This window comes from Rhizobium sp. 42MFCr.1 (genome assembly GCF_000377185.1).
Classification (GTDB): Bacteria; Pseudomonadota; Alphaproteobacteria; order Rhizobiales; family Rhizobiaceae; genus Rhizobium; species Rhizobium altiplani.
This window is the reverse complement of record NZ_KB897831.1, coordinates 18,543-39,496: the sequence shown is the minus strand read 5'-3', so window position 1 is coordinate 39,496 and position 20,954 is coordinate 18,543. Positions and strand designations below refer to the sequence as shown.

Below are 20,954 nucleotides of genomic sequence, written 5' to 3'. Positions count from 1 at the left end.
CGACAGAGACAGAAAGCCATGACACATACCCTCCTCCGCGGCCGCCTGCTTTCCTTCCTGCGCGCACCCCAAGATCTTGGCGATAGTGGAAGCTATCTCTACGAAAGCGACGGCGCCCTCCTGATCAAGGATGGCCTGATCGTTGCCTGCGGCGCATATGACAAGGTGAGCCCGCACGCCCCCGCCGATGCCGTAACCGTCGACCATCGTCCTCATCTGATCATGCCTGGCTTCATCGACATGCACCTGCATTTCCCGCAGATGCAGGTCATTGCCTCCTATGCGGCAAACCTGCTGGAATGGCTGAACACTTATACTTTCCCCGAGGAATGCCGCTTCGTCGAAAGCGATCACGCCCAGCGCATCGCCACGCATTTCTACGATGAGCTCGTGCGCCACGGCACGACGACGGCCGTCGCCTACTGCTCCGTCCACAAGACCTCCGCCGACGCCTTTTTCGCAGAAGCGCTGAGGCGCAGCATGCGCATGATCGGCGGCAAGGTGATGATGGACCGCAACGCCCCGCAGGGGCTGCTCGACACACCTCAGATGGGCTATGACGAGACCCGCCAGATCATCGCGGACTGGCACGGCAAGGCGCGCTGCCACGTCGCCATCACCCCGCGCTTCGCGATTACCTCGACGCCCGCACAGATGGAGGCCACCCAGGCGCTTGCCCGCGAGTTTCCCGACCTCCACATCCAGACCCACCTCTCCGAGAACCACGACGAGATCAAGTTCACCTGCGAGCTTTATCCCGAGGCGATCGACTACACCGACATCTACGCGCGCTACGGCCTGCTCGGCGACAAGACGCTCTTCGGCCACTGCATCCATCTTTCGGATCGCGAGGCCGATGCGATGAGCGAAGCAGGCTCGGTCGCGGTGCATTGCCCGACGTCGAACCTCTTCCTCGGCTCGGGTCTTTTCCCGCTGAAGGCGCTTGCGCGCCGCGAAAAGCCGGTGCGCATCGGGGTCGCGACCGACATTGGCGGCGGCTCCAGCTATTCGATGCTGCGCACGATGGACGAGGCCTACAAGATCCAGCAGCTGCTCGGCGAACGCCTGAACCCGTTGGAGAGCTACTATCACATAACATTGGGCAACGCCCGGTCACTGTCCCTTGCCGACAGGATCGGTACGCTCGATGTCGGCTCCGACGCCGATATCGTCGTCCTCAACGCCGCCGCAACGCCCGCCATGGCGCTCAAGATGGAGGTCGTGAAGACGCTGCCGGAAGAACTCTTCCTGCTGCAAACCATGGGCGACGACCGCGCGATCGTGGAGACCTATGTGGCAGGCGTCGCCGCCAAGAGTGCGATCTGAGATCTGCCCGTTGAGGTCGGCATCGGTCCGCAGCGAGCAGGCGAATTTCGTATGCCTCACCCCCGGTAGCGAAGCGCATTGACCAGCAGGGCGAAGGCCGGCGACGTCTGCCGGCTGCTCGGATAATAGAGATGATATCCGGGGAACGGCGCACACCAATCCTCAAGGACGCGAACGAGCCGTCCATCGGACAGTGGCTGCCACACCAGCGCCTCCGGCATAAACGCCAGACCGAGGCCAGAAAGCGCTGCGTTCAGCCGTAACTGCGCGTTGTTGAACACCAACTGCCCCTCCACCCGCACCTTTACCTCTCGCCCTTCTTTCTCGAACTCCCAGGCATAGACCCCGCCATAGGTCGGCAGGCGCAGGTTGATGCAGTTGTGGTCGGTGAGTTCGGCAGGCGCCTGCGGCTTGAGCTGCCGGTCGAAATAGGCAGGCGCTCCGACGACAGCCATCCGCATGTCCGGCCCGATGCGCACAGCGATCATGTCCTTCGCCACCTGCTCGCCAAGGCGGACGCCGGCGTCATAGCGCCCGGCGACGATGTCGGTCAGCCCGTAGTCGACGATGATCTCGACATTGATATCGGGATAATCAGGCAACAGCCTCTCCAGCGCGGGCCAGAGTATGGCGTCAGCGGCGTGCTCTCCCGCCGTGATGCGGATCGTACCCGCCGGCTTCTCGCGAAATTCGCTGAGCGCAGCCAACTCGCTCTCGATCTCATCGAAACGCGGCCCGATCGAGCTCAGCAGACGCTCGCCTGCCTCCGTCGGCGACACGCTGCGTGTCGTGCGCGTCAGCAGCCGCAGGCCGAGGCGTGTTTCAAGGCCGCGGACGGTATGGCTGAGCGCCGATTGCGACACGCCGAGCTTGGCCGCGGCCTTCGTGAAGCTTCTCTCCCGCGCCACGGCCAGAAAGGCGATGAGGTCGTTGATCGATTGCCGCGTCATTCATGAATCTCACTCATAAGCTTATGCCGTTTATACCATCTAATCGCAGGAAAGCATCCGCACTAGATCTTCTTCCGAACGTCGGCCGAGCAGCACGCTCCTGAGCTCACGAAAGGACGAAAGATGAAAATCAAGCGAAACGGCTCCGATCCATCCGCCAAGGGACCGGCGGATTATTTCACTGGGACGGTCCGCATCGATGCGCCGTTCAACGGGGCGGCGCCAGCACGCGTCGGCGGTGCAACGGTGACCTTCGAGCCCGGCGCCCGCACCGCCTGGCACACCCATCCGCTCGGTCAGACGCTGATCGTCCTCTCCGGTACCGGCCGCGCACAGCGTGACGGCGGACCTGTGGAAGAAATTCGCGCCGGCGACATCATCTGGTTCGAACCGGGCGAAAAGCACTGGCACGGCGCATCCGCGACAACAGCCATGACCCACATCGCGATCGCCGAAGCCCTCGACGGCAAGGTGGTCGACTGGATGGAAACGGTCACCGACGAACAATACCAGGGCTAGGAAAGGGAAATTCCATGCAGAAGCGCACACTCGGAAAAAGCGGCCTCGAAGTCTCCGCGCTCGGCCTCGGATGCATGGGCTTAAGCTATGGCTACGGCCCGGCAATGGACACCGCGGACGCGATCAAGTTAATCCGCGCCGCCTTCGAACGCGGCGTCACCTTCTTCGACACCGCGGAAGCCTACGGTCCCTACAAGAACGAGACCCTGCTTGGCGAGGCGCTGGCGCCATTCCGCGACAAGGTCGTCATCGCCACCAAGTTCGGCTTCAACTTCGGCCCGGATGGCGGCCAGAGCGGCATGAACAGCCGCCCTGCTCATATCAGAGAGGTTGCCGATGCGGCGCTGAAGCGCCTCAACACCGACGTGATCGACCTCTTCTACCAGCACCGCGTCGATCCTGACGTGCCGATCGAGGATGTCGCCGGCACGGTCAGGGACCTGATCAGCGAAGGCAAGGTCAAGCACTTCGGCCTTTCGGAAGCCGGCGCCAGGACGATCCGCCGCGCGCATGCAGTGCAGCCGGTCGCCGCGCTGCAGAGCGAATATTCGCTGTGGTGGCGCGAGCCAGAACAGGACATCCTGCCGACGCTCGAGGAGCTTGGCATCGGCTTCGTTCCGTTCAGCCCGCTCGGCAAGGGCTTCCTGACCGGCGCGATCAATGAGACGACCACCTTCGACAGCAAGGATTTCCGCAACGTCGTTCCGCGCTTTTCCGCCGAAGCCCGCAAGGCCAATCAAGCGCTCGTCGATCGCCTCGGCGAGATCGCCCGCGACAAGGGCGCGACCCCGGCACAGATCGCGCTTGCCTGGCTGCTGGCCCGCAAGCCCTGGATCGTTCCGATCCCCGGAACGACAAAGATGCACCGTCTGGAAGAGAACATCAGCGCCGCTGCCGCGCAGCTGACGGCGGAAAACCTTGCCGCCATCGAAACCGCGCTCGCCGGCATAAAGGTCGAGGGTGACCGCTATCCGGCACACCTACAGGCAAGGGTCGACCGCTGAGCGGTGACCAAGCGAAGGGAAAGGATCTGTCATGACTACAGTATCAAGGACAAGGTCGTCGTGATCACCGGCGCGAGCAGCGGCCTTGGTGAAGCGGCGGCCAGACACCTGGCGCGAGACGGCGCCAAACTCGTTCTCGGCGCCCGGCGTCTCGACCGGCTGAATGCGATCGCCGACGAACTCGGCCTCGGCAGCGACGCCGTCGTCGAGACCGAGTAACTAAGGTCGATCAGGTCAAACGCCTGGTCGACCACGCCGTTCGGCTGCATGGCCGCGTCGACGTCATCATCAACAATGCCGGCCTGATGCCGCACTCTCCGCTGGAGCGCGGCAAGGTCGAGGATTGGGACCGCATGATCGACGTCAACCTCAAGGGCGTGCTCTACGGCATTGCCGCAGCGCTGCCCTATATGAAGCAGCAGAAGAGTGGCCATGTCATCAACGTCTCGTCGGTCGCCGGCCACAAGGTCAATCCGGGCGGCGCCGTTTATGCCGCGACCAAGCATGGCGTGCGCATCATTTCCGAAGGGCTGCGGCAGGAGGTAAAGCCCTTCAACATCCGCACGACGATCATCTCGCCGGGCGCCGTTGCGACCGAGCTGCCCGACAGCATCACTGAACCTGACGTCGCCGAGCGCGTCCGCAAGGTCTACGCAATGGCGATCCCGGCCGACTCTTTCGCGAGTATGGTTGCCTTCGCCATGAGCCAGCCGGAGGATGTCGACGTCAACGAGATCCTGTCAGGCCGACCAAGCAAGAATATTGACTAGGGGCGGCCGGCTCAGGCCGCCTCTTAGCCCCAACCACCTGCGCTATTGCCCACGGAAATGCCCGCAGCTGCTAGCCGGACCACGGAATCGACTTCAGCGCCTCCATCACAACCCGGATGATCGGCACGTTGCGGATGTCGGCATGGACGACGAGCCAGAACTCCCGAGTCAGCGGCTGCCGCTGAGGAATAGCCTCGACGAGATCATCACGACCCGCCAGCATGAAATTTGGCAGCATGGCGATGCCGCCGCCAGCGCGCGCCGCCGCCAGCTGGAATTCCAGCGTCGTTGCCCTTAGTGCCACCTTCCTTCCCTCAGTCGCGTCGGCGAGCCGGATCGACTGCGGTGCGCTCGCCATCGTTTCATCGTAGGCGATGAAAGTCCGCTGTTCCTCCAACGTCGCGGCCAGATAGGCAGCCGTGGCATAGAAGCCGAAGCCGACATTCCCAAGCTTGCTGATGACGAAATTGCCCTGTTCCGGCTTCGTCATGCGGACCGCAATATCCGCCTCCCGCCTGTCGAGTGACGCATAGCGGGTCTCGCCGACGATGGTGATACCAATATCTGGGTGGCGGGCTCGCAAGGCGACCAGCGCTGCCGGCAACATTGCAGCCGCGAGCGTCGGTGGCGCGCTGATCCTGACCTCGCCGGCAAGCGTCGCGCCGGCCGCAAGCCCCAAGCGTTCGATGGCCTGCGCCTCCTGCCCCATCCGCTCCGCCATGCCCGCCACCCGCTCGCCCTCCGGCGTCAGCACGATGCGCCGACCGCGCCGGTCGACCAGCTTCACACCCATCTGCTCCTCGAGCCCGGCCACTCGACGGGCAACTGTCGCGTGCTCCACTCCGAGGGCGCGCGCAGCTCCGAGCAACGTTCCGGCACGAGCGAGCGCCGCGAAGTAGCGAAGGTTTTCCCAATCGATCATTGTTCATTTTTTCCCATGCAATGAGAAACGATAGGGAATTTTCGACCATAACGCCATGGGCGATGATGGCTGCAGCAGCAATCGGAGAGCACGTTTCATGGATAAGGCCGTTACGCTTCTCGCACCAGGAGGCATCGAGCAACTACAGGTATCAGAACAGCAGCCGCAGGAGCCTGGCGCAAACGAGATCCGCATCCGTCACGACGCGATCGGTATGAATTTCCTCGATATCTACCACCGTCGCGGGCTCTACGCCCTGCCGGCCTATCCCGCCGTACTCGGGGTCGAGGGAGCAGGCACTGTCGAAGCCGTTGGAAGCGCCGTCACGAGACTGAAACCCGGCGATCGCGTAGCCTATGCCGGCGCGCCTGTCGGCGCCTATGCCGCGACAAGGCTCTTGCCGGCGGCCCGCGCCGTTCTCCTGCCCGATGGCGTACCTTCAAAGGTTGCGGCCGCGTCCATGCTCAAGGGGCTGACAGCGTACATGCTCTTGACGAAGACCTATCGCGTCGAGCCCGGAACGACCGTTCTCATTCATGCCGCCGCCGGCGGGCTTGGAAGTATTCTCGTGCGGTGGGCAAAGTATCTCGGCGCTACAGTCATCGGAACCGTGAGTTCGGAGGAGAAGGCCGATCTCGCCCGCAGCTACGGTGCGGACCATCTGGTCATCGGCCGAGACGCAGATGTCGTCGCCGCAGTGAAGCGGTTGACGGACAGCCGCGGCGTCGATGTCGCGTATGACGGCATCGGGGGCGGCATGCTGGCAAAATCCATAGCGGCCGTTCGTCCCTTCGGTGTCGTCGCCACAATCGGACAGGCCGGCGGGCCGATCCCGCCTGTCTCAGTTGATGAGCTTCGCCCCGGAAAATCGCTGACACATCCCAGCGTCATGGCTTACATCACGGACACTGCAGCCTACCTGACGGCAGCTGAAGCCGTGGTCGGAATGCTGGCTTCAGGCATAACGTCGACAATTGCCCGCGAATACCCTCTAGAGGCGGCTGCGGAAGCCCAGCAATTCCTTGAGGAAGGACGGGCGGCAGGCAGCCTGATTCTTGTCCCATAGGCGACGAAAGAGATACACAAAGCCTCGGAAATCATGTTAAGGGCCATGGCGTTATTCAGATGTGAAAGTCTTATCCATGGCCACTCCTCTCACAATCGCCGACCTCAAGAGCCTCGCCCAGCGCCGCGTCCCGAAGATGTTTTTCGACTATGCGGATTCGGGTGCCTGGACGGAGTCGACCTACCAGGCGAACGAGAGCGATTTTGCCAAGATCAAGCTGCGCCAGCGCGTCCTCGTCGACATGACGAACCGGACACTTGAAACGACCATGATCGGCCAGAAAGTGTCGATGCCAGTGGCGCTCGCCCCGACTGGCATGACTGGCATGCAGCACGCAGACGGCGAAATGCTGGCAGCCCGTGCTGCGGAAGAAGCCGGCGTTCCCTTCACGCTGTCGACGATGAGCATCTGCTCGATCGAGGATGTCGCCTCGGTTACCACCAGGCCATTCTGGTTCCAGCTCTACGTGATGCGCGACAAGGATTTCGTGCTCAACCTGATCAACCGCGCCAAGGCGGCGAAGTGCTCGGCTCTCGTATTGACCGCTGACCTGCAGATCCTCGGCCAGCGCCACAAGGACCTGCGCAACGGTCTCTCCGCCCCGCCGAAGTTCACGCCGAAGCACATCTGGCAGATGGCGACACGCCCCTTCTGGTGCCTCGACATGCTGCAGACCAAGCGCCGCAGCTTCGGCAACATCGTCGGCCACGCCAAGAATGTTTCCGATCTCTCGTCGCTCTCCTCCTGGACCGCCGAACAGTTCGACCCGCAGCTCTCCTGGGCCGACGTCGCCTGGATCAAGGAGCAGTGGGGCGGCCCGCTGATCATCAAGGGCATCTGCGACGTCGAGGACGCCAAGGCAGCAGCAGAAACAGGCGCCGACGCCATCATCGTTTCCAACCATGGTGGTCGCCAGCTCGACGGCGCCCCCTCTTCGATCAGCATGCTGGAGCCAATCGTCGATGCGGTCGGCCACAAGATCGAAGTGCATCTCGACGGCGGCATCCGCTCCGGCCAGGACGTGTTGAAGGCAGTCGCCCTCGGCGCCAAGGGCACCTATATCGGCCGCCCCTTCCTTTACGGCCTCGGCGCCATGGGTAAGGACGGCGTTACACTCGCGCTCAGCATCCTCCGCAAGGAGATGGACATCACCATGGCGCTCTGCGGCAAGCGCGACATCAACGACGTCAATTCTTCCATACTGCTCGGTCGGCAGTAAGAAAAGAAGCTACGGCATCCAACCGGTCGCGAGCGCGCCTGCCCAATCCGGGCGGGCGTTTTCATTTGCGAGGCGCGACATGGCCATGTAGTCGTAGGCGACCGTGCGGAAGGCAGGGAGCCAGCCGGTCTCGCCCTTTTCCAGGATACAATAGGACGCCAGCGGGTGGCCGGTCTCGACCTTGTGGTAATGCGGTCGATCGTCGTCATAGGCCGGGCAGCCGACGCTGCCGGGATTGACGATCAGCCTGTCATCGCTGAGGCGAACCAGTCGCGGGATATGGCTATGGCCACAGAGGATCAGCGGGAAATCCGCGCCCGTGGCCAACGCCTCGATCTCTGCAAGCGGCTTCAGGAAGACATGGCCTTCCGTAGACACGGATTCCAGCCAATAGGTGCTGTCGTTCGCAGGCGTCGCGTGGCAAAGGTAGACCTCGCTCCGATAAACGGCGCTCGTCGGCAGGCCGCGCAACCATTGCAGGTCGTCCGCCGTCAGCTGATCAAACGCTGCCGTGTCCGAAAGATGCATGGCCTCGCGCCGCTGTTCGATCAGATAGCGATCGTGATTGCCGCGGACGGTTAGCATGTCTCGCTCCCGCAGAAGCTCCGCAGTTCGCCCTGCCGTCAGCGGGCCGCTGAAACAATCGCCGAGATTGACGATCTCGGTAACGCCCTGCGCCGCGATATCGGCCAGCACCGCCTCGAGCGCCAGATGGTTGCCGTGTACATCCGCGATCGCCGCAAACCGCATCACCTAGCTACCGCGATAGGTCGAATAGCCGTAAGGCGAGATCAACAAGGGCACGTGGTAATGCGCGGTGACGTCGGCAATACCGAAGCGGATGGGCACGAGATCCAGAAAGGCCGGGTGTGGCAGAGCAATACCCTCGGCGCGCAGATAGTCTCCGGCATGAAAGACGAGTTCATAAGTCCCCGCCTTGAAGCTATCGCCGATCAGGATCGGCCCGCCGTCGACGCGGCCGTCGGAATTGGTCTTGACCGTCTTCATATGGCGACGGACCTCTCCTTCAAGGTGAAAGAGATCGATCCGCAATCCCTCGGCCGGCTTGCCGGACGCGGTATCTAGTACGTGGGTGGTCAGTCCGGTCATAGGCTCGGCTCGCTGATGATGAAGGGCCTTTCGAAGAAGTATTCTTCCAGATTGTTGCCGGGTCCCTCGCGGTCGACAACAAGGAAATCGCTTACGGCGCCAAGCGACATCAACGGGTGGTGCCAGGTATTGCGGCGATAGTTCACGCCCTGATCGCCCCGCGCCAGAAACACCCGCGGACGACCGGGCTTGCCGCCCTCGTCCTCGGAGACGACGACGAGATAGGGGCGGCCGGAGATAGGCGAAAAACTCTGGCTGCCGAACGGATGCCGCTCCATCATGTCAACTTCATAGGGAAAGTGGCGCGGCTGGCCGCGAAACAGGTTGATGATGACACGCGCGCCCTCGCCTGCCGCTTCGGCAGCGGCAAGCGCATGGAAGCGCTCGGTCGTTCCGTTGTTGATATAGCGCATCGTTACCGGATCGGCTTCGATGATATCACCGAAGGGCGCAAAGGCGGATTTGGTCAGCGGAACAATATCGAGGATTTGAGACATGTCTTTATTCGCCTTCGGCACGCCAATTGCGCACGAGGTCAAGTCTGTAGAGCAGGTCGGGAACATCGTCTTTCGCGGTCGCCCAAATCTTGTCGAGATCGATGTCGAAATAGCCATGAGCAATACGATTGCGCATGCCTCGCATCGCGCCCCAAGGGAACTCGGGGTGCTCTACCATAAACTCGGGATGGATCTTTATGAGTTGTGCAGCGATCTCCGAAGCCATCAGGAGGCTCATTCCGACCGCCCGCTGAAGGATGATATCAGCCAGAAAGTGCTCCTTACTGACATCGGTGACCATTTGATGGGCATCGGTAGCGGCTTGCCGCATGCGCTCCAGCAGGTAGGAAATTCGCTCGAGGCTCATATGGGCTTCGCTTCCGAAAGGACACGGATACGCACGGGTTCGGGAAAGTCGCCGGGCGTCAGCAGATGGATGGACGTACCCAGCATCATCTGTTCCAGTGCGTCCTGCAAGCCGCCCAGCGTCAACAATGTGCTGCCCGGCAGCGCATCCACCAGAATATCCAGATCGCTGCCCGGCCGGTCCTCGCCGCGCGCCACGGAGCCGAAGACACGTGGGTTCGCCGCGTTGAAGCGCTTCGTCACTTCGCGGATCGCCTGCCTGTTCTTCTCCAGCACTTCGGATGGCCTCATGGCGCAACTATAAGTCACGGGCGCAAAAGAGAAAAGCACCAAGGAGCTGCCTGTCTCAACGCCCCGGCAGTATCATCTCAAGGCGCAGAAACGCGATACGCTCGACCTGTGCGGTGGCTGTTTCGAACTCTTCATCGCGCGTGTTGTCGATGCGCTTTTCGAAGGCAGCCAGAATGTCATCCTTGTTCAGGCCCTTAACCGCGATGATGAAGGGAAAGCCGAACTTTTCGACATAGGCCGTGTTGAGCTCGGTGAAGCGGCCATGTTCCGCGGCGCTCAGCCGATCGAGCCCGGCGCCTGCCTGCTCTTTCTTGCTGTCTTCGGTAAGCTCACCCGCTATCGCGAGACGTCCGGCAAGATCGGGATGGGCACGCAGCACGCCGAGCCGCTCCTCCGGACTCGCCGCCCGGAAGATGGCGACGAGCGCCGTGTGGACACGATCCACCGTCAGTTCGTCGCCGACGAAACCGTCGTCATAGGCACGCTCGGCAATGAACGGCGAATGTTCAAAGACACCGCCGTAGCGTGACACGAACTCGTCCCGCGAAAGCATCAGATTGTCTCCGGCTTGTGGTGGGCATGCCAATGCTGCGCGATCTCGATTCGCCTGGGTATCCACACCTTGTCGTGCTTCAGCACATATTCGATGAAGCGTTTCAACGCTGCGGCGCGACCGGGACGACCGACGAGACGGCAATGCAGGCCAACCGACATCATCTTCGGGCTGCCGGCCTTCCCCTCTTCATACAGCGTATCGAAGGCATCCTTGAGGTAAGTGAAGAACTGATCGCCGGAATTGAAGCCTTGCGGCGTTGCAAAGCGCATGTCGTTCGTCTCGAGCGTATAGGGTATGATCAGGAACGGGTTGTCATCGACACCCTTCACCCAAAACGGCAGATCGTCGGCATAAGAGTCAGAGGAATAAAGGAAACCGCCCTCTTCCATGACGAGGCGCAGCGTGTTGTCCGAAGGCTTGCCTTGGTACATTCCGTAGGGACGTTCGCCGGTCAGTTCCGTGTGGAGGCGCACGGCTTCCTGGATATGCTTGCGCTCGACGTCTTCCTGGAAGTCCTTGTACTCAAGCCAGCGGTACCCGTGGCTGGCGATCTCCCAACCGGCTTCCTTCATGGCCGCGACCGCCTCCGGGTTGCGCGCCATAGCAAGCGTCACCCCATAAACGGTGGCCTGAACCTTGAGCTCCGTGAACATGCGCCACAAGCGCCAGAACCCGGCGCGCGAGCCATATTCGTAAATCGATTCCATATTGAGGTTTCGCTGACCCGGCCAGGACGCGGCACCTACAATTTCCGACAGAAGGTTTTCGGAGGCAGGATCGCCATCGAGAATGCAGCTTTCGCCGCCTTCTTCGTAATTGATAACGAACTGAACGGCCACGCAGGCATCGCCCGGCCACTTCGGGTCGGGCGTGTTGCGACCGTAACCGATCAGATTGCGCGGATAAGTTTCGGATACCATGAAATCACCTTCCTGAAAGTCGGCGAAACGGTAGCATCCAGAGAAGGAATGTCGAGACGGAAAGTACGCAACAGAGTTTTGCCTTTGCGGCGCAAACTCTTAGGCCAGTGTAGGAACACGATCTCGACGTGCGCTGACCTTGCCCATCGGATGCAGCGAATGCACGCTAAACGGCCCGCCATTCCCCTCTTCGACCATCAGCGCGACATTGGCGACCTTGACGGGATCGGCGAGGACTGGCTCGAAGGCGTTCCGAAGCGCCTGCTCGACCCGTGGCATGTCGCAGTGGCTGACAGGACCGGTCAGCGGCATATGAAAGCGAAACTCGTCCATCACAAAAGGGCTGCCCCAGCGATACAGATTGGCGAACTGCGCCGCCGACAGGCCACCCGGGTCCGTCCGCTCGATTTCTGCCTCGCTCAACGGCGCCCGGAATCGGTCGAACTCTTGAACGACGGCACTGGAAAGATAGTGGACATGTTCGCAAGGCCGCGACGGAACGAGACTGTAGAATACACCGAGCCTCGCCACCTCAAGCTGATGGATGTGAAACGGCGTCAGCGTTCCACAGAAGCGCATCAGATCCCGCAGAAGTTGCGCCTCCGTTACGTCAGCGGCGAGGCGGAAGGGCGCCTTCAGAACACCTTGGAAGCCATAGCGGCGCGGTAGCGCCGTATGGAAGGCAATCTCGTGAATGCTCAGGCCGCGGATCGCTGTCGGCTCGACCATCTCGCCAGAGAACACGTTTCGACCCAACCAGTTTGCAGCCACGTGCGAAAGCGGGTCGCTCGCAGCGGGTGTAAAGCAAATGGCATAGCGCATCCAATTTCCTCCGTCGAACAAACGGCACAGCCCTCCGTCGGCGCCGCGGTTGCGCTAGCAGATAGGTGATTTGCATGACAGAATAACGAAAGGCAGGAGGTGCTAATTCACGTTTAGCGTGAAGCGACGCAGATGTGATTGGCGAGCAAGAAGCTTTCCGGCAGCGCGAAGGGCGGCTGGCGGCCGGCCGCGAGGTGGATCGCTGCCGCAGCCAGACGGTGCGCCAGGCCGAAGCTGACCTTGAAGCCGCCGGTCAATGCGATCAGGCCGGCATGGTCGGGATGGACGCCGATCATCGGATCACGATCGATCGCTTTCGGCCGCAGACCGGCCCACCGCTCAACAACGGGCGCGCCTCGCAACGCCGGCACCAATTGGGCAGATGCCTCAAGCAGCGCGTCGAGCTGCTCGTCCGTCGAGAATGGTTCGTCGAAGCGATTCTCGCTGGTGCTGCCGACGGCGACATGGCCGCCCTCATGCGCAACGATATACAGCCCGTCGCGAAAGATCGTCGGCAAGGACGGGGCTATGTCGACTTTCAGCAGGGCTGCCTGGCCTTTGACGGGCTGGCCCAGCGGCTTCACAAGGCCACCGGTATACCGCTGCAGCAATGGAAAGGATTGGTGGCCGGCAGCGACAATGCACTGTCTGAAAGCAATGTCACCTGCACTGGTAATCGCAACCTTGCGCTCAAGAGCGAGATCATCGACCGAAACGTTTTCGGTAACGCGGACGCTCCGTGCGTCGCGCAGTGATGCCGCTAGGAGCGCGATGAGCGACCGCGGCGCGACTCTGGCGGCAAGCGTGTCGTGCACGAAGCCGCTTTCACCTGCCGCTGCGTCCAGCCAGTTGTCCTGGGGAGGCTTGTCGAGCACGCGCCAGTGGTAGCGCTGCTCGCCGGCGATCCAGCGATGCTTGGCATCCCGGGAATGACCGAGCGCGATCTCGCGCAAATGCGGCTTCGGCAGCGGAATGAGGCGGCCCGAGCGCCGATAGCCGGCGGAAAGACCGGTCTGCCGTTCCAACGCTGCAATCTCCGCCTCCAGAGAAACGAGCGCATCGAACTGAAATTGCTTCTTGGCATTCCACTTGTCCGGCATGTGCGGCATCAGCGCCCCGAGCAGGCCGCCGCTCGCGCCGTGACCAAGCCGGCCGGCTTCGATGAGCCATGCATTGATGCCCAGGCGTTCCGCCTGAACCGCTGCCCATAGCCCCATGATACCGCCACCGATGATCAGCAGGGCAGTCGATGATTGACCGGAACGCGCGGTCGGACTATCGGCTTTTGGCATGACAGATACTGATCCCGAAAAGAGTGCTGGCCTCCACCAGCCGCTGGAGTGGCGCGACGGCGATATGCCCTATTCACCGGCCTTTGGCGACCATTTTTATTGCCAGACCGATGGCCGGCTGGAATGCGGACACGTTTTCCTCGCCGGCAACGGTCTGCCGCAGCGCTGGCAGGATAACGGCGACTTCCTGATCGGTGAGCTCGGCTTCGGCACAGGTTTGAATTTCGCCGAAACGTGGCGGCAATGGAAACTCTTTCGGCGCAACGGGCAGCAACTACACTTCATGTCGTTTGAACTTTATCTGATGCGGCGTGGGGAAATCGACCGTGCGCTTTCTCATTGGGCCGAGATCGACATCGAGCGGCAAGCCCTGGCGGCCGCCTGGCCGGAAACGCCGGAAGCAAGCGTCTTCCTGCGGCTCGATGACCAGACGTCGCTCAGCGTTATCCGCGGCCATGCTCTCGAAGGCGTCGCGGCCGCGCAAGCCGGCTTCGATGCCTGGTATCTCGACGGCTTCGCCCCATCGCGCAATGCCGACATGTGGTCTGAGGAATTGATGCGCCTCGTCTGCGAGAAGACGAAGCCAGGCGGAACCTTCGCGACCTATGCGGCGGCCGGCTTTGTCCGACGAAACCTGATCGCCGCCGGCTTTGCGGTGGAGCGTCGTGCCGGCTTTGCCGGAAAACGCGAGATGCTCTGCGGCATCAAATCCTAGACCCCGCGTGCTGCTCGCTCGCGCGCAGCCACAGCGCAAGCTTCTCTTCGAGCAGTTCCGGGCTGATCGGTTTTGACATGTAATCGTCCATTCCGGCGTCCAGGCAGAGATCGCGGTCGACCTCCAGCGTATGCGCCGTCACTCCGATGATCGGCACGCGATGACCTTGTACGCGTTCGCGATCGCGTATTGCGCGCGTCGCGTCGTGGCCGTTCATGACAGGCATCGAGACATCCATCATGATGATGCGTGGTGCGCAGCGATCCCATGCCTCGACCGCCTCCTCGCCGTTGCCGACGACGAGAAAACTGAGGCCGGTTTCCTGCAATATCTGCGTAAAGACGATCTGGTTGACTTCGTTATCTTCCGCAACCAGCACGTCGATGAACTCCGCCGGCGGCCATTCGGAAGGCTCAGCTTTGGCGAGCGGAGGCGGCGCTGCCTCCGGAACCGTCTTCCCCGCCGCAGCGATCTGTTTCGTGCGACTTGCCCGCACGACGTCAACGATGGTGTTTCGCAGCACGTTGGCCCGCGCCGGCTTCATCAAATAGGCTTGACCGTTAAGCGCGGCGAACTCTTTCTCCGTCCCGGAAATGTCCATTGAGGTCAGGAAGATGATCGGCAGCCGTTCAAAGCGGCTGTCGGCGCGCAGCTTCCGTGCGATGTCGGCGCCGTTCATGCCCGGCATCTGGTAATCCAGCACGACCGCATCGATCTCGATGCCCAACTCGTTCGCTGCGGCGATTATTGCCATGGCCGCCGGTCCGTCCTCGGCGGCGGCCCCATCGAAGCCCCAGAGGTCCAGCTGCTCGGCCAAAATCTGTCGGTTGACCGCGTTGTCGTCGACGATGAGAACGCGCGCACCCGTCACGTTGACCGGCAAGGGCTTTGGAGCAAGGCGCGCCGCTGCCACGGTGAGAGGCAGGTTTACCGTAAAGACCGAGCCCTCCCCCGGTTCGCTGTCCACCTCGAGGTAGCCGCCGAACAAGTCGACCAGCCCTGCCGTGATGGCAAGGCCAAGCCCGGTTCCCTCATGGCGACGCGTGGAGGATGAGTCGATCTGCGAGAACTTGTCGAAAATGGAGTCGAGCTTGTCGCCCGGGATGCCGATGCCGGTATCCTCGACCCGGATGCGCGCCATGATTTCGTCTTCCGCGCCCGGCGTAAAGCCGACGTCCACAAGGACGTGACCGCGCTCGGTGAACTTTATGGCATTGCCGACGAGATTGGCGATGATCTGGCGGAAGCGGCCGGCGTCACCGATCACGGCCGACGGCAAATCGGGTGCCGCGCGCACCAGCAGCTCTATGTTCTTCTCAGCCGCCGGCGAAGACAGGAGCGTTGTAACGTCCTCGATAGCCTCGACCAAATCGAACGTCGTGCGCCTGAGGGTCATCTGGCCGGCGTCGATCTTGGAGAAGTCGAGAATGTCGTTGATAATCGTCACCAAGGCGTTGCCCGACTTGGCGATGATATCGATGAACGTCTTCTGGCGCGTGTCGAGATTGGTCTTCGCCAGCAATTCGGCCATTCCGAGAACGCCGTTCATCGGCGTTCGGATCTCATGGCTCATATTCGCCAGGAACTCCGACTTGACGCGATCGGCGGCTTCCGCCCGGGATAGCAACCGCTCAAGCTCGGCCTCACGCTGCTTCGCTTCGGTGACATCGGTGAACAGCGCAACCCAGTGCTGCCGCTCGCTGATCGTCGCATCCAGGTTAACCCAGCGCTCTCCGGCGACATGGAACGGCGTCGAAATCGGCTTCTTGGCCGCGATCTTATCGCGCCAGCTCTGCAGGATTTCATCTTCCTGCCCGTTAAAGTCGCCACGTTCGGCGCAAAACCGGAACAGATCGATCCACCCCCGTCCAACTGCGAGATATTCAGGTGGTATGGCGAGGATCTCGCTGAGTGGCTCGCTGGCAAGCAGGATGTTGCCGTCCTGAACGATCAAGAGGCCCTGCGACATCGCCCGTGTCGCGTCCTCCATCAAGTCGCCGAGATGCGCGAGAGCCGCCCGCGTTTCGTGAATTTCCTTCTCCCGCTGGCGGACCGCAGTGACATCAGTATAGGAAAGCAGGACGCGACCGTTGGAAAGGCGGCCGCCCTCGAACAGGACCCGCTTGCCGTTAACCCAGCCCAGTTCTATTGGCGGCTGCTGTTCCGCAGCAAAATGCTTCTCGCGCCGGGCAAGGATCTGCTCCGGCGTGAGCCTGTCCCCATAGCGACCGAGTTGGTGATTGCGACGGATGACGTCGATGAAGGCCAAGCCGTCGAAGCGGTCGTCACGTGGTAGATCCCAGACATCGTAGAACTCGTCATTGGCGTAGAGGACGTTGCGCTCTTCGTCGAGGATCATGACACCGACTGGGAGAGCACGAAGAATGCCTTCAAGATCGTCCGTCAGCGCCCGGCTGCGAGCCAAGTCGGATGCCGAAAGGGTCGGCTTGGCCCCTGTCAGCTGATCGCCGCCGTCTTGATGTGGAGCTGTCCTTTCAAAAATACCGAGCACATAGACGCGGTCTTCGGACGGCGAGAAACTCTCGATCCGCACCCGCTCGCGCCCGAAGCCCCTGCTGTCCAAACAAACGGCACTTTCCTCACTCGCGAAGACGAGCGCGCGCCGCTCCTTGTCTTCGCGGGCCTCCTCTTCCGGCGTATCGATAAGTTCTCGGCTCCGGCAGCCGATGAAATCAGGGATCTCCCTTCCGAAGAAGGATGCATAGGCCTCGTTGACGGCCACATAGCGAAGCTCGCTGTTCTTGACATAGGCGGGGCGCTCCAGATCCGCGATCCGCCGGCAGGCCAGCTCGAGAAGGTCCCCGCTCGATGTCAAAGTTGGTCCTCAGTCAGGAAAAGCTTACTCATCGAGCAAGTATAACGGGCGCTCTTTAACAACCCTTTAACCATAATGCAGCGGCACCCTGCAGGACGCAGGTAACCTGTGCTCTAGCGCCGGCGCGGCCGCTGCGATGCAGCAGTTCAAACCGAATAAACCCTGCGGAACTGTGGTATAGTTTCACTCGTTTCTAAAATGAACTCGTTCAGTTGGCCCGTATACCCGAACGGTTTCGCCTGACGGCTTCAGGAACAAGCATCGTCTACGAAAGGAGACGACCATGTCCGTACTTCATAAAAGCATGGCGGCGGGCTTAATGGCATTGACCCTGACGGGTACAACCCTCATCCCGGCAACGCCCGCGAACGCCAATCATGACTTCTGGGGAGGCGTTGCCGTTGGAGCAGTCGGCGGCCTGCTGCTGTCGCAGGTTGGGCGCCCCTACGCCTATTACGGCTATCCGGGCCCATACTATCGACCGTACTATCGGCCGTATTACAGGTCCTACTATAGGCCGTACTACCAACCCTATTATGGGGGCTACTACAGGCCGGCATATCGGAGCTATTACAGGCCTTATTCGCGGTACTACTACGCGCCTCGGTGCCATATCGTATGGCGGCACAACGGTTGGGGCGACGCTTACCGGACACGGGTCTGCTACTGAGAACGGCGCTGGCATAGGGTGTCGCTGCGGTGGGCGTTGAGCCTGTGCTCTTGACTTTTGGCCCCAACTAGACCAAATGCAGGCCAGCTTTCACCTTCCGGCCGCCGCGTGAGCGTGCCCCTGCCAGCAAATAGGAGCAGGAAGAAGGGCAAAAGCGCATTTCGTACAGGCCGCATCCCAAGACGCGGGCAAGAAGCGCTGGAAAGCTTTTTCCAACAAGACAAGTTCCCACTTCACGCGGGGTTCTTGACGCCAGAATGACACCGGGCCGCATTTTGCGATCCGGCCGATTTTTTTGGCGCGCCCTAAAAAGGTTATGACTTGACCAATTTTGAATCGCTTGGCATCTCCAAGCCGATCGTCGCCACACTTTTCCAACTCGGCATCGAAAAGCCGACCCCCATTCAGGAAAAGGCGATCCCGCTTCTTCTCGAAGGCCGCGACCTTATCGGCCTTGCTCAGACAGGCACCGGCAAGACGGCCGCCTTCGGCCTGCCGATCATCGAAAAGATCATCCCTGAAGAGCGGCGTCCGGACAACCGTACCACCCGTACGCTGATCCTCGCCCCAACCCGCGAACTGGTGAACCAGATCGCCCAGAACCTTAAGAACTTCCTGCGCAAGTCGCACCTGCGCATCAACGTCGTCGTGGGCGGCGTCTCGATCAACAAGCAGCAGCTGCAGCTCGAAAAGGGCACCGACATCCTCGTTGCCACGCCCGGCCGCCTGCTCGACCTCGTCGCCCGCCGCGCCATCGGCCTCACCGCCGTACGCTACCTCGTTCTCGACGAGGCCGACCAGATGCTCGACCTCGGCTTCGTCCACGACCTGCGCAAGATCGCCAAGATGGTGCCGAAGAAGCGCCAGACGATGCTGTTTTCGGCAACCATGCCGAAATCGATCGCCGACCTCGCCGGCGAATACCTGACGGACCCGGTCACCGTCGAAGTGACACCTCCGGGCAAGGCTGCCGACAAGGTCGAGCAGTATGTCCACTTCGTCAACGGCAAGAACGACAAGACGGACCTCCTAAAGAAGTCACTCACCGAGAACCCTGACGGACGCGCGATCGTCTTCCTGCGCACCAAGCACGGCGCCGAGAAGCTGATGAAGCACCTCGACCACGTTGGCTATTCGGTCACTTCCATCCATGGCAACAAGAGCCAGGGCCAGCGCGAGCGCGCCCTCAAGGCCTTCCGTGACGGCGACGTCAAGACGCTGATTGCGACCGACGTTGCCGCCCGCGGCATCGACATCCCGGCCGTCAGCCACGTCTACAACTACGACCTGCCGGAAGTTCCGGATGCCTACGTCCACCGCATCGGCCGTACGGCCCGCGCTGGTCGTGACGGCATCGCGATCGCCTTCTGTGCACCTGACGAAACCCGTCTCCTGCGCGACATCGAACGCCTGATGAACATCAACATCGCTGTAGCCAGTGGTGAAGCGCCTGCCAACATGAACGCCACTCCGCGCCGCGGCAATGGCAGTGGCAACAGCAATGGCAATGGCGGCAACCGCGGCCAGGGTCGTGGTGGTGAAAACCGTGGCGGTGAGCGCCGTGGCGAAGGCCATCGTGCAGGTGGCCGCCCGGAGCGTCGTCCGCGCCCTGAAGCTGGCGACGAAGTCCGCGCCAACAATGAGGAGCGCCGCGAGCGTCGTCCGCGTCCTGAGCGCCAAACCCAGCGCAACGAAGACTTCCGCGGCCAGCGCCGTGGCGAGGCTACGCCGATGACGTCCGGCCCCGACAACGATCTGGCGGCAACGTCGGACTTCCGTCCGGCCCGCAAGCCGCAGCGCCCCCAGCATGGCAACCATGCCAATGGCGAGAACCGTCATCATCCCGGCGGCGGCGCCCGCAATGCGCACGGCCGCCCGGCCCGCAAACACGGTGAAGATCGTGGCGCGCAGGCCCACGGCGGCGAACGTCGCGAAGGCAACGGCGGAAACCGTCGCGGCGGTCCGTCGCGCGGTGGCAACGGTCAGCGCCGTGAACGCGCCTAATTGAAAAAAGAAAGGGCGGGAGAAATCCCGCCCTTTGCAATACGCGTCTCACGACGCCAAATGATCCCGCGGCCTTACAATCTCGCCTTGTGGCAATTGGCCCATTGCATTAGCATGCTGGTGCTGCTGTAGGGCGCGTCGGCTTCGGGCCGGAGGGGCATTGCCCGCCTACGTACGACAAAGTCAAACGTAAGCCGCGCCCATGCCAAATATCGAAAACCTCAGAAAACAAGCCAAGACATACCTGCGATGGCATCGCGAACGGTACTATCCGGTTGCGGCGCAGATCAGGTGGATCCTGCCCAGATATCGAGATCAAAGCGATCGAGAAATATTGGACGCCGACTTCAAGCTCAGCGATGCTCAGGAGCTTGTTGCCCGAAAGCATGGCTTTACGGATTGGCCGGCGCTGGTCAAAGGGATCGAAACCATGACGAAATCGAAAGCGTCGGACAGTAGACGTCCGCTCGTCCTCTCCGCGGAGCCGCAACTCTTCGTCTCCGATATCATTGCCTCGTGCCAGTTCTATGTTCGGAAACTGGGTTTTGAAGTGGCGTTCCAGTACGGAGAGCCGCCATTTTATGCCCAGGTGTTTCGCGACGGCGCGCGCCTGAACCTGCGAAAGGTCGGCGGGCCGGTCTTCGACGCTGGCTTCAGAGCGCGAGAAGTCGACGCCCTCTCCGCAACGTTAACGGCCGACGATCCGAAGCGGCTGTACCTGGAGTATCAGGCCGCCGGCGCATCGTTCCACCAGCCCCTGCGCACCGAGCCATGGGGCGCACGCAGCTTCATCGTGCAGGACCCCGACGGAAACCTGATCGCGTTTTCAGGCGAGGCGACCTAAGCCCGCTGCAGCTCGGTCGTATCTGAAGCATTGATGCTTACCTGAAGTTTCCCTGATGCTCGCGCAACCGTATACCCGGCGCTCAGCCCGAAATTGAATCGGTTTTCGGCTCGAAAATGTTCATCTGCTCACATTTTGAGCGGACGCTGAGGATTGACGGCGGGCGTGTCGACGCCAGCTATCGATAAATGCCCAGTTTTTCGTCTGTTTTGGCCCTCGAGAAGGATTCACGAATCTCGCGTTCAAACTGTGCAT

Annotated in this window: 21 protein-coding genes and 1 pseudogene; 10 read left to right on the top strand and 12 right to left on the bottom strand. The window is 61.6% G+C overall.

Annotated elements, in window-relative coordinates; genetic code table 11:
* Positions 1 to 18 precede the first annotated feature (18 nt).
* Positions 19 to 1,326, top strand: a complete 1,308-nt coding sequence (gene guaD, locus C934_RS0115285; protein WP_018857527.1) for a guanine deaminase — start codon at positions 19 to 21, stop codon at positions 1,324 to 1,326.
* Positions 1,327 to 1,382: 56 nt separating this feature from the next.
* On the opposite strand, the gene C934_RS0115280 is transcribed toward guaD, so the two are convergent.
* Positions 1,383 to 2,276, bottom strand: coding sequence for a LysR family transcriptional regulator (locus C934_RS0115280; protein WP_018857526.1), 894 nt, complete (start codon positions 2,274 to 2,276; stop codon positions 1,383 to 1,385).
* 123 nt (positions 2,277 to 2,399) lie between these two features.
* On the opposite strand from C934_RS0115280, the gene C934_RS0115275 reads away from it, so the two are divergent.
* The 3 genes and pseudogenes from C934_RS0115275 to C934_RS31990 all read left to right on the top strand — a co-directional run bounded on the left by C934_RS0115275 (position 2,400) and on the right by C934_RS31990 (position 4,565).
* On the top strand, positions 2,400 to 2,795 hold the full coding sequence (locus C934_RS0115275; protein ID WP_018857525.1) for a (R)-mandelonitrile lyase: 396 nt from the start codon (positions 2,400 to 2,402) through the stop codon (positions 2,793 to 2,795).
* Between the two features lie 14 nt (positions 2,796 to 2,809).
* On the top strand, positions 2,810 to 3,799 hold the full coding sequence (locus C934_RS0115270) for an aldo/keto reductase (protein WP_018857524.1): 990 nt from the start codon (positions 2,810 to 2,812) through the stop codon (positions 3,797 to 3,799).
* Between the two features lie 24 nt (positions 3,800 to 3,823).
* A pseudogene (locus C934_RS31990) lies at positions 3,824 to 4,565 on the top strand (SDR family oxidoreductase).
* Between the two features lie 74 nt (positions 4,566 to 4,639).
* Here C934_RS31990 and C934_RS0115260 read toward each other — a convergent pair.
* Positions 4,640 to 5,491 (bottom strand): LysR family transcriptional regulator, encoded by an 852-nt coding sequence (locus C934_RS0115260; protein ID WP_018857523.1) that lies wholly within the window; start codon positions 5,489 to 5,491, stop codon positions 4,640 to 4,642.
* A gap of 97 nt (positions 5,492 to 5,588) precedes the next feature.
* Between C934_RS0115260 and C934_RS0115255 the strand changes: the two genes are divergently transcribed.
* Both C934_RS0115255 and C934_RS0115250 read left to right on the top strand, forming a co-directional pair.
* The gene (locus C934_RS0115255) at positions 5,589 to 6,557 is read left to right on the top strand and encodes a quinone oxidoreductase family protein (protein ID WP_018857522.1); all 969 of its coding nucleotides are present in this window, start codon (positions 5,589 to 5,591) and stop codon (positions 6,555 to 6,557) included.
* Between the two features lie 76 nt (positions 6,558 to 6,633).
* Positions 6,634 to 7,776: an alpha-hydroxy acid oxidase gene (locus C934_RS0115250; protein WP_018857521.1), complete on the top strand. Its 1,143-nt coding sequence runs from the start codon at positions 6,634 to 6,636 to the stop codon at positions 7,774 to 7,776.
* 9 nt (positions 7,777 to 7,785) lie between these two features.
* On the opposite strand, the gene C934_RS0115245 is transcribed toward C934_RS0115250, so the two are convergent.
* From C934_RS0115245 to C934_RS0115205, 9 genes are all read right to left on the bottom strand, one after another.
* Entirely contained in the window at positions 7,786 to 8,526 is a 741-nt protein-coding gene (locus C934_RS0115245) for a metallophosphoesterase family protein (protein ID WP_026371823.1), read from the bottom strand.
* A gap of 3 nt (positions 8,527 to 8,529) precedes the next feature.
* Complete coding sequence (uraH, locus tag C934_RS0115240; protein ID WP_018857519.1) at positions 8,530 to 8,886, bottom strand: hydroxyisourate hydrolase; 357 nt, start codon at positions 8,884 to 8,886, stop codon at positions 8,530 to 8,532.
* The gene (locus tag C934_RS0115235; RefSeq protein ID WP_018857518.1) at positions 8,883 to 9,383 is read right to left on the bottom strand and encodes an ureidoglycolate lyase; all 501 of its coding nucleotides are present in this window, start codon (positions 9,381 to 9,383) and stop codon (positions 8,883 to 8,885) included. Before C934_RS0115235 ends, uraH begins: the two co-directional genes overlap by 4 nt.
* Positions 9,384 to 9,387: 4 nt before the next feature.
* Positions 9,388 to 9,750, bottom strand: coding sequence for a HepT-like ribonuclease domain-containing protein (locus C934_RS0115230; RefSeq protein ID WP_018857517.1), 363 nt, complete (start codon positions 9,748 to 9,750; stop codon positions 9,388 to 9,390).
* On the bottom strand, positions 9,747 to 10,040 hold the full coding sequence (locus tag C934_RS0115225; protein ID WP_026371822.1) for a nucleotidyltransferase family protein: 294 nt from the start codon (positions 10,038 to 10,040) through the stop codon (positions 9,747 to 9,749). Before C934_RS0115225 ends, C934_RS0115230 begins: the two co-directional genes overlap by 4 nt.
* Before the next feature lie 55 nt (positions 10,041 to 10,095).
* Positions 10,096 to 10,593: a 2-oxo-4-hydroxy-4-carboxy-5-ureidoimidazoline decarboxylase gene (gene uraD / locus C934_RS0115220; protein ID WP_018857515.1), complete on the bottom strand. Its 498-nt coding sequence runs from the start codon at positions 10,591 to 10,593 to the stop codon at positions 10,096 to 10,098.
* Entirely contained in the window at positions 10,593 to 11,516 is a 924-nt protein-coding gene (gene puuE / locus C934_RS0115215; protein WP_018857514.1) for an allantoinase PuuE, read from the bottom strand. Before puuE ends, uraD begins: the two co-directional genes overlap by 1 nt.
* A gap of 99 nt (positions 11,517 to 11,615) precedes the next feature.
* The gene (locus tag C934_RS0115210) at positions 11,616 to 12,338 is read right to left on the bottom strand and encodes a DUF1045 domain-containing protein (RefSeq protein WP_018857513.1); all 723 of its coding nucleotides are present in this window, start codon (positions 12,336 to 12,338) and stop codon (positions 11,616 to 11,618) included.
* Between the two features lie 113 nt (positions 12,339 to 12,451).
* Positions 12,452 to 13,630, bottom strand: a complete 1,179-nt coding sequence (locus tag C934_RS0115205; RefSeq protein WP_018857512.1) for an NAD(P)/FAD-dependent oxidoreductase — start codon at positions 13,628 to 13,630, stop codon at positions 12,452 to 12,454.
* On the opposite strand from C934_RS0115205, the gene mnmD reads away from it, so the two are divergent.
* The gene (gene mnmD, locus C934_RS0115200) at positions 13,629 to 14,345 is read left to right on the top strand and encodes a tRNA (5-methylaminomethyl-2-thiouridine)(34)-methyltransferase MnmD (protein ID WP_018857511.1); all 717 of its coding nucleotides are present in this window, start codon (positions 13,629 to 13,631) and stop codon (positions 14,343 to 14,345) included. The genes C934_RS0115205 and mnmD overlap by 2 nt on opposite strands.
* Here mnmD and C934_RS0115195 read toward each other — a convergent pair.
* Positions 14,335 to 17,181 (bottom strand): response regulator, encoded by a 2,847-nt coding sequence (locus C934_RS0115195; protein ID WP_018857510.1) that lies wholly within the window; start codon positions 17,179 to 17,181, stop codon positions 14,335 to 14,337. The two genes, mnmD and C934_RS0115195, sit on opposite strands and share 11 nt — an antisense overlap.
* Before the next feature lie 283 nt (positions 17,182 to 17,464).
* Here C934_RS0115195 and C934_RS33690 point away from each other — a divergent pair, with 283 nt between their 5' ends.
* The 3 genes from C934_RS33690 (at position 17,465) to C934_RS0115185 (ending at position 20,699) form a co-directional block, all read left to right on the top strand.
* Positions 17,465 to 17,851: a hypothetical protein gene (locus C934_RS33690; protein WP_082728539.1), complete on the top strand. Its 387-nt coding sequence runs from the start codon at positions 17,465 to 17,467 to the stop codon at positions 17,849 to 17,851.
* A 321-nt stretch (positions 17,852 to 18,172) separates the two neighbouring features.
* A complete protein-coding gene (locus tag C934_RS0115190) occupies positions 18,173 to 19,855 on the top strand; it encodes a DEAD/DEAH box helicase (protein WP_018857509.1) in 1,683 nt (560 codons plus the stop codon).
* Between the two features lie 202 nt (positions 19,856 to 20,057).
* Positions 20,058 to 20,699 (top strand): bleomycin resistance protein, encoded by a 642-nt coding sequence (locus tag C934_RS0115185; protein ID WP_018857508.1) that lies wholly within the window; start codon positions 20,058 to 20,060, stop codon positions 20,697 to 20,699.
* Positions 20,700 to 20,954: the final 255 nt, after the last annotated feature.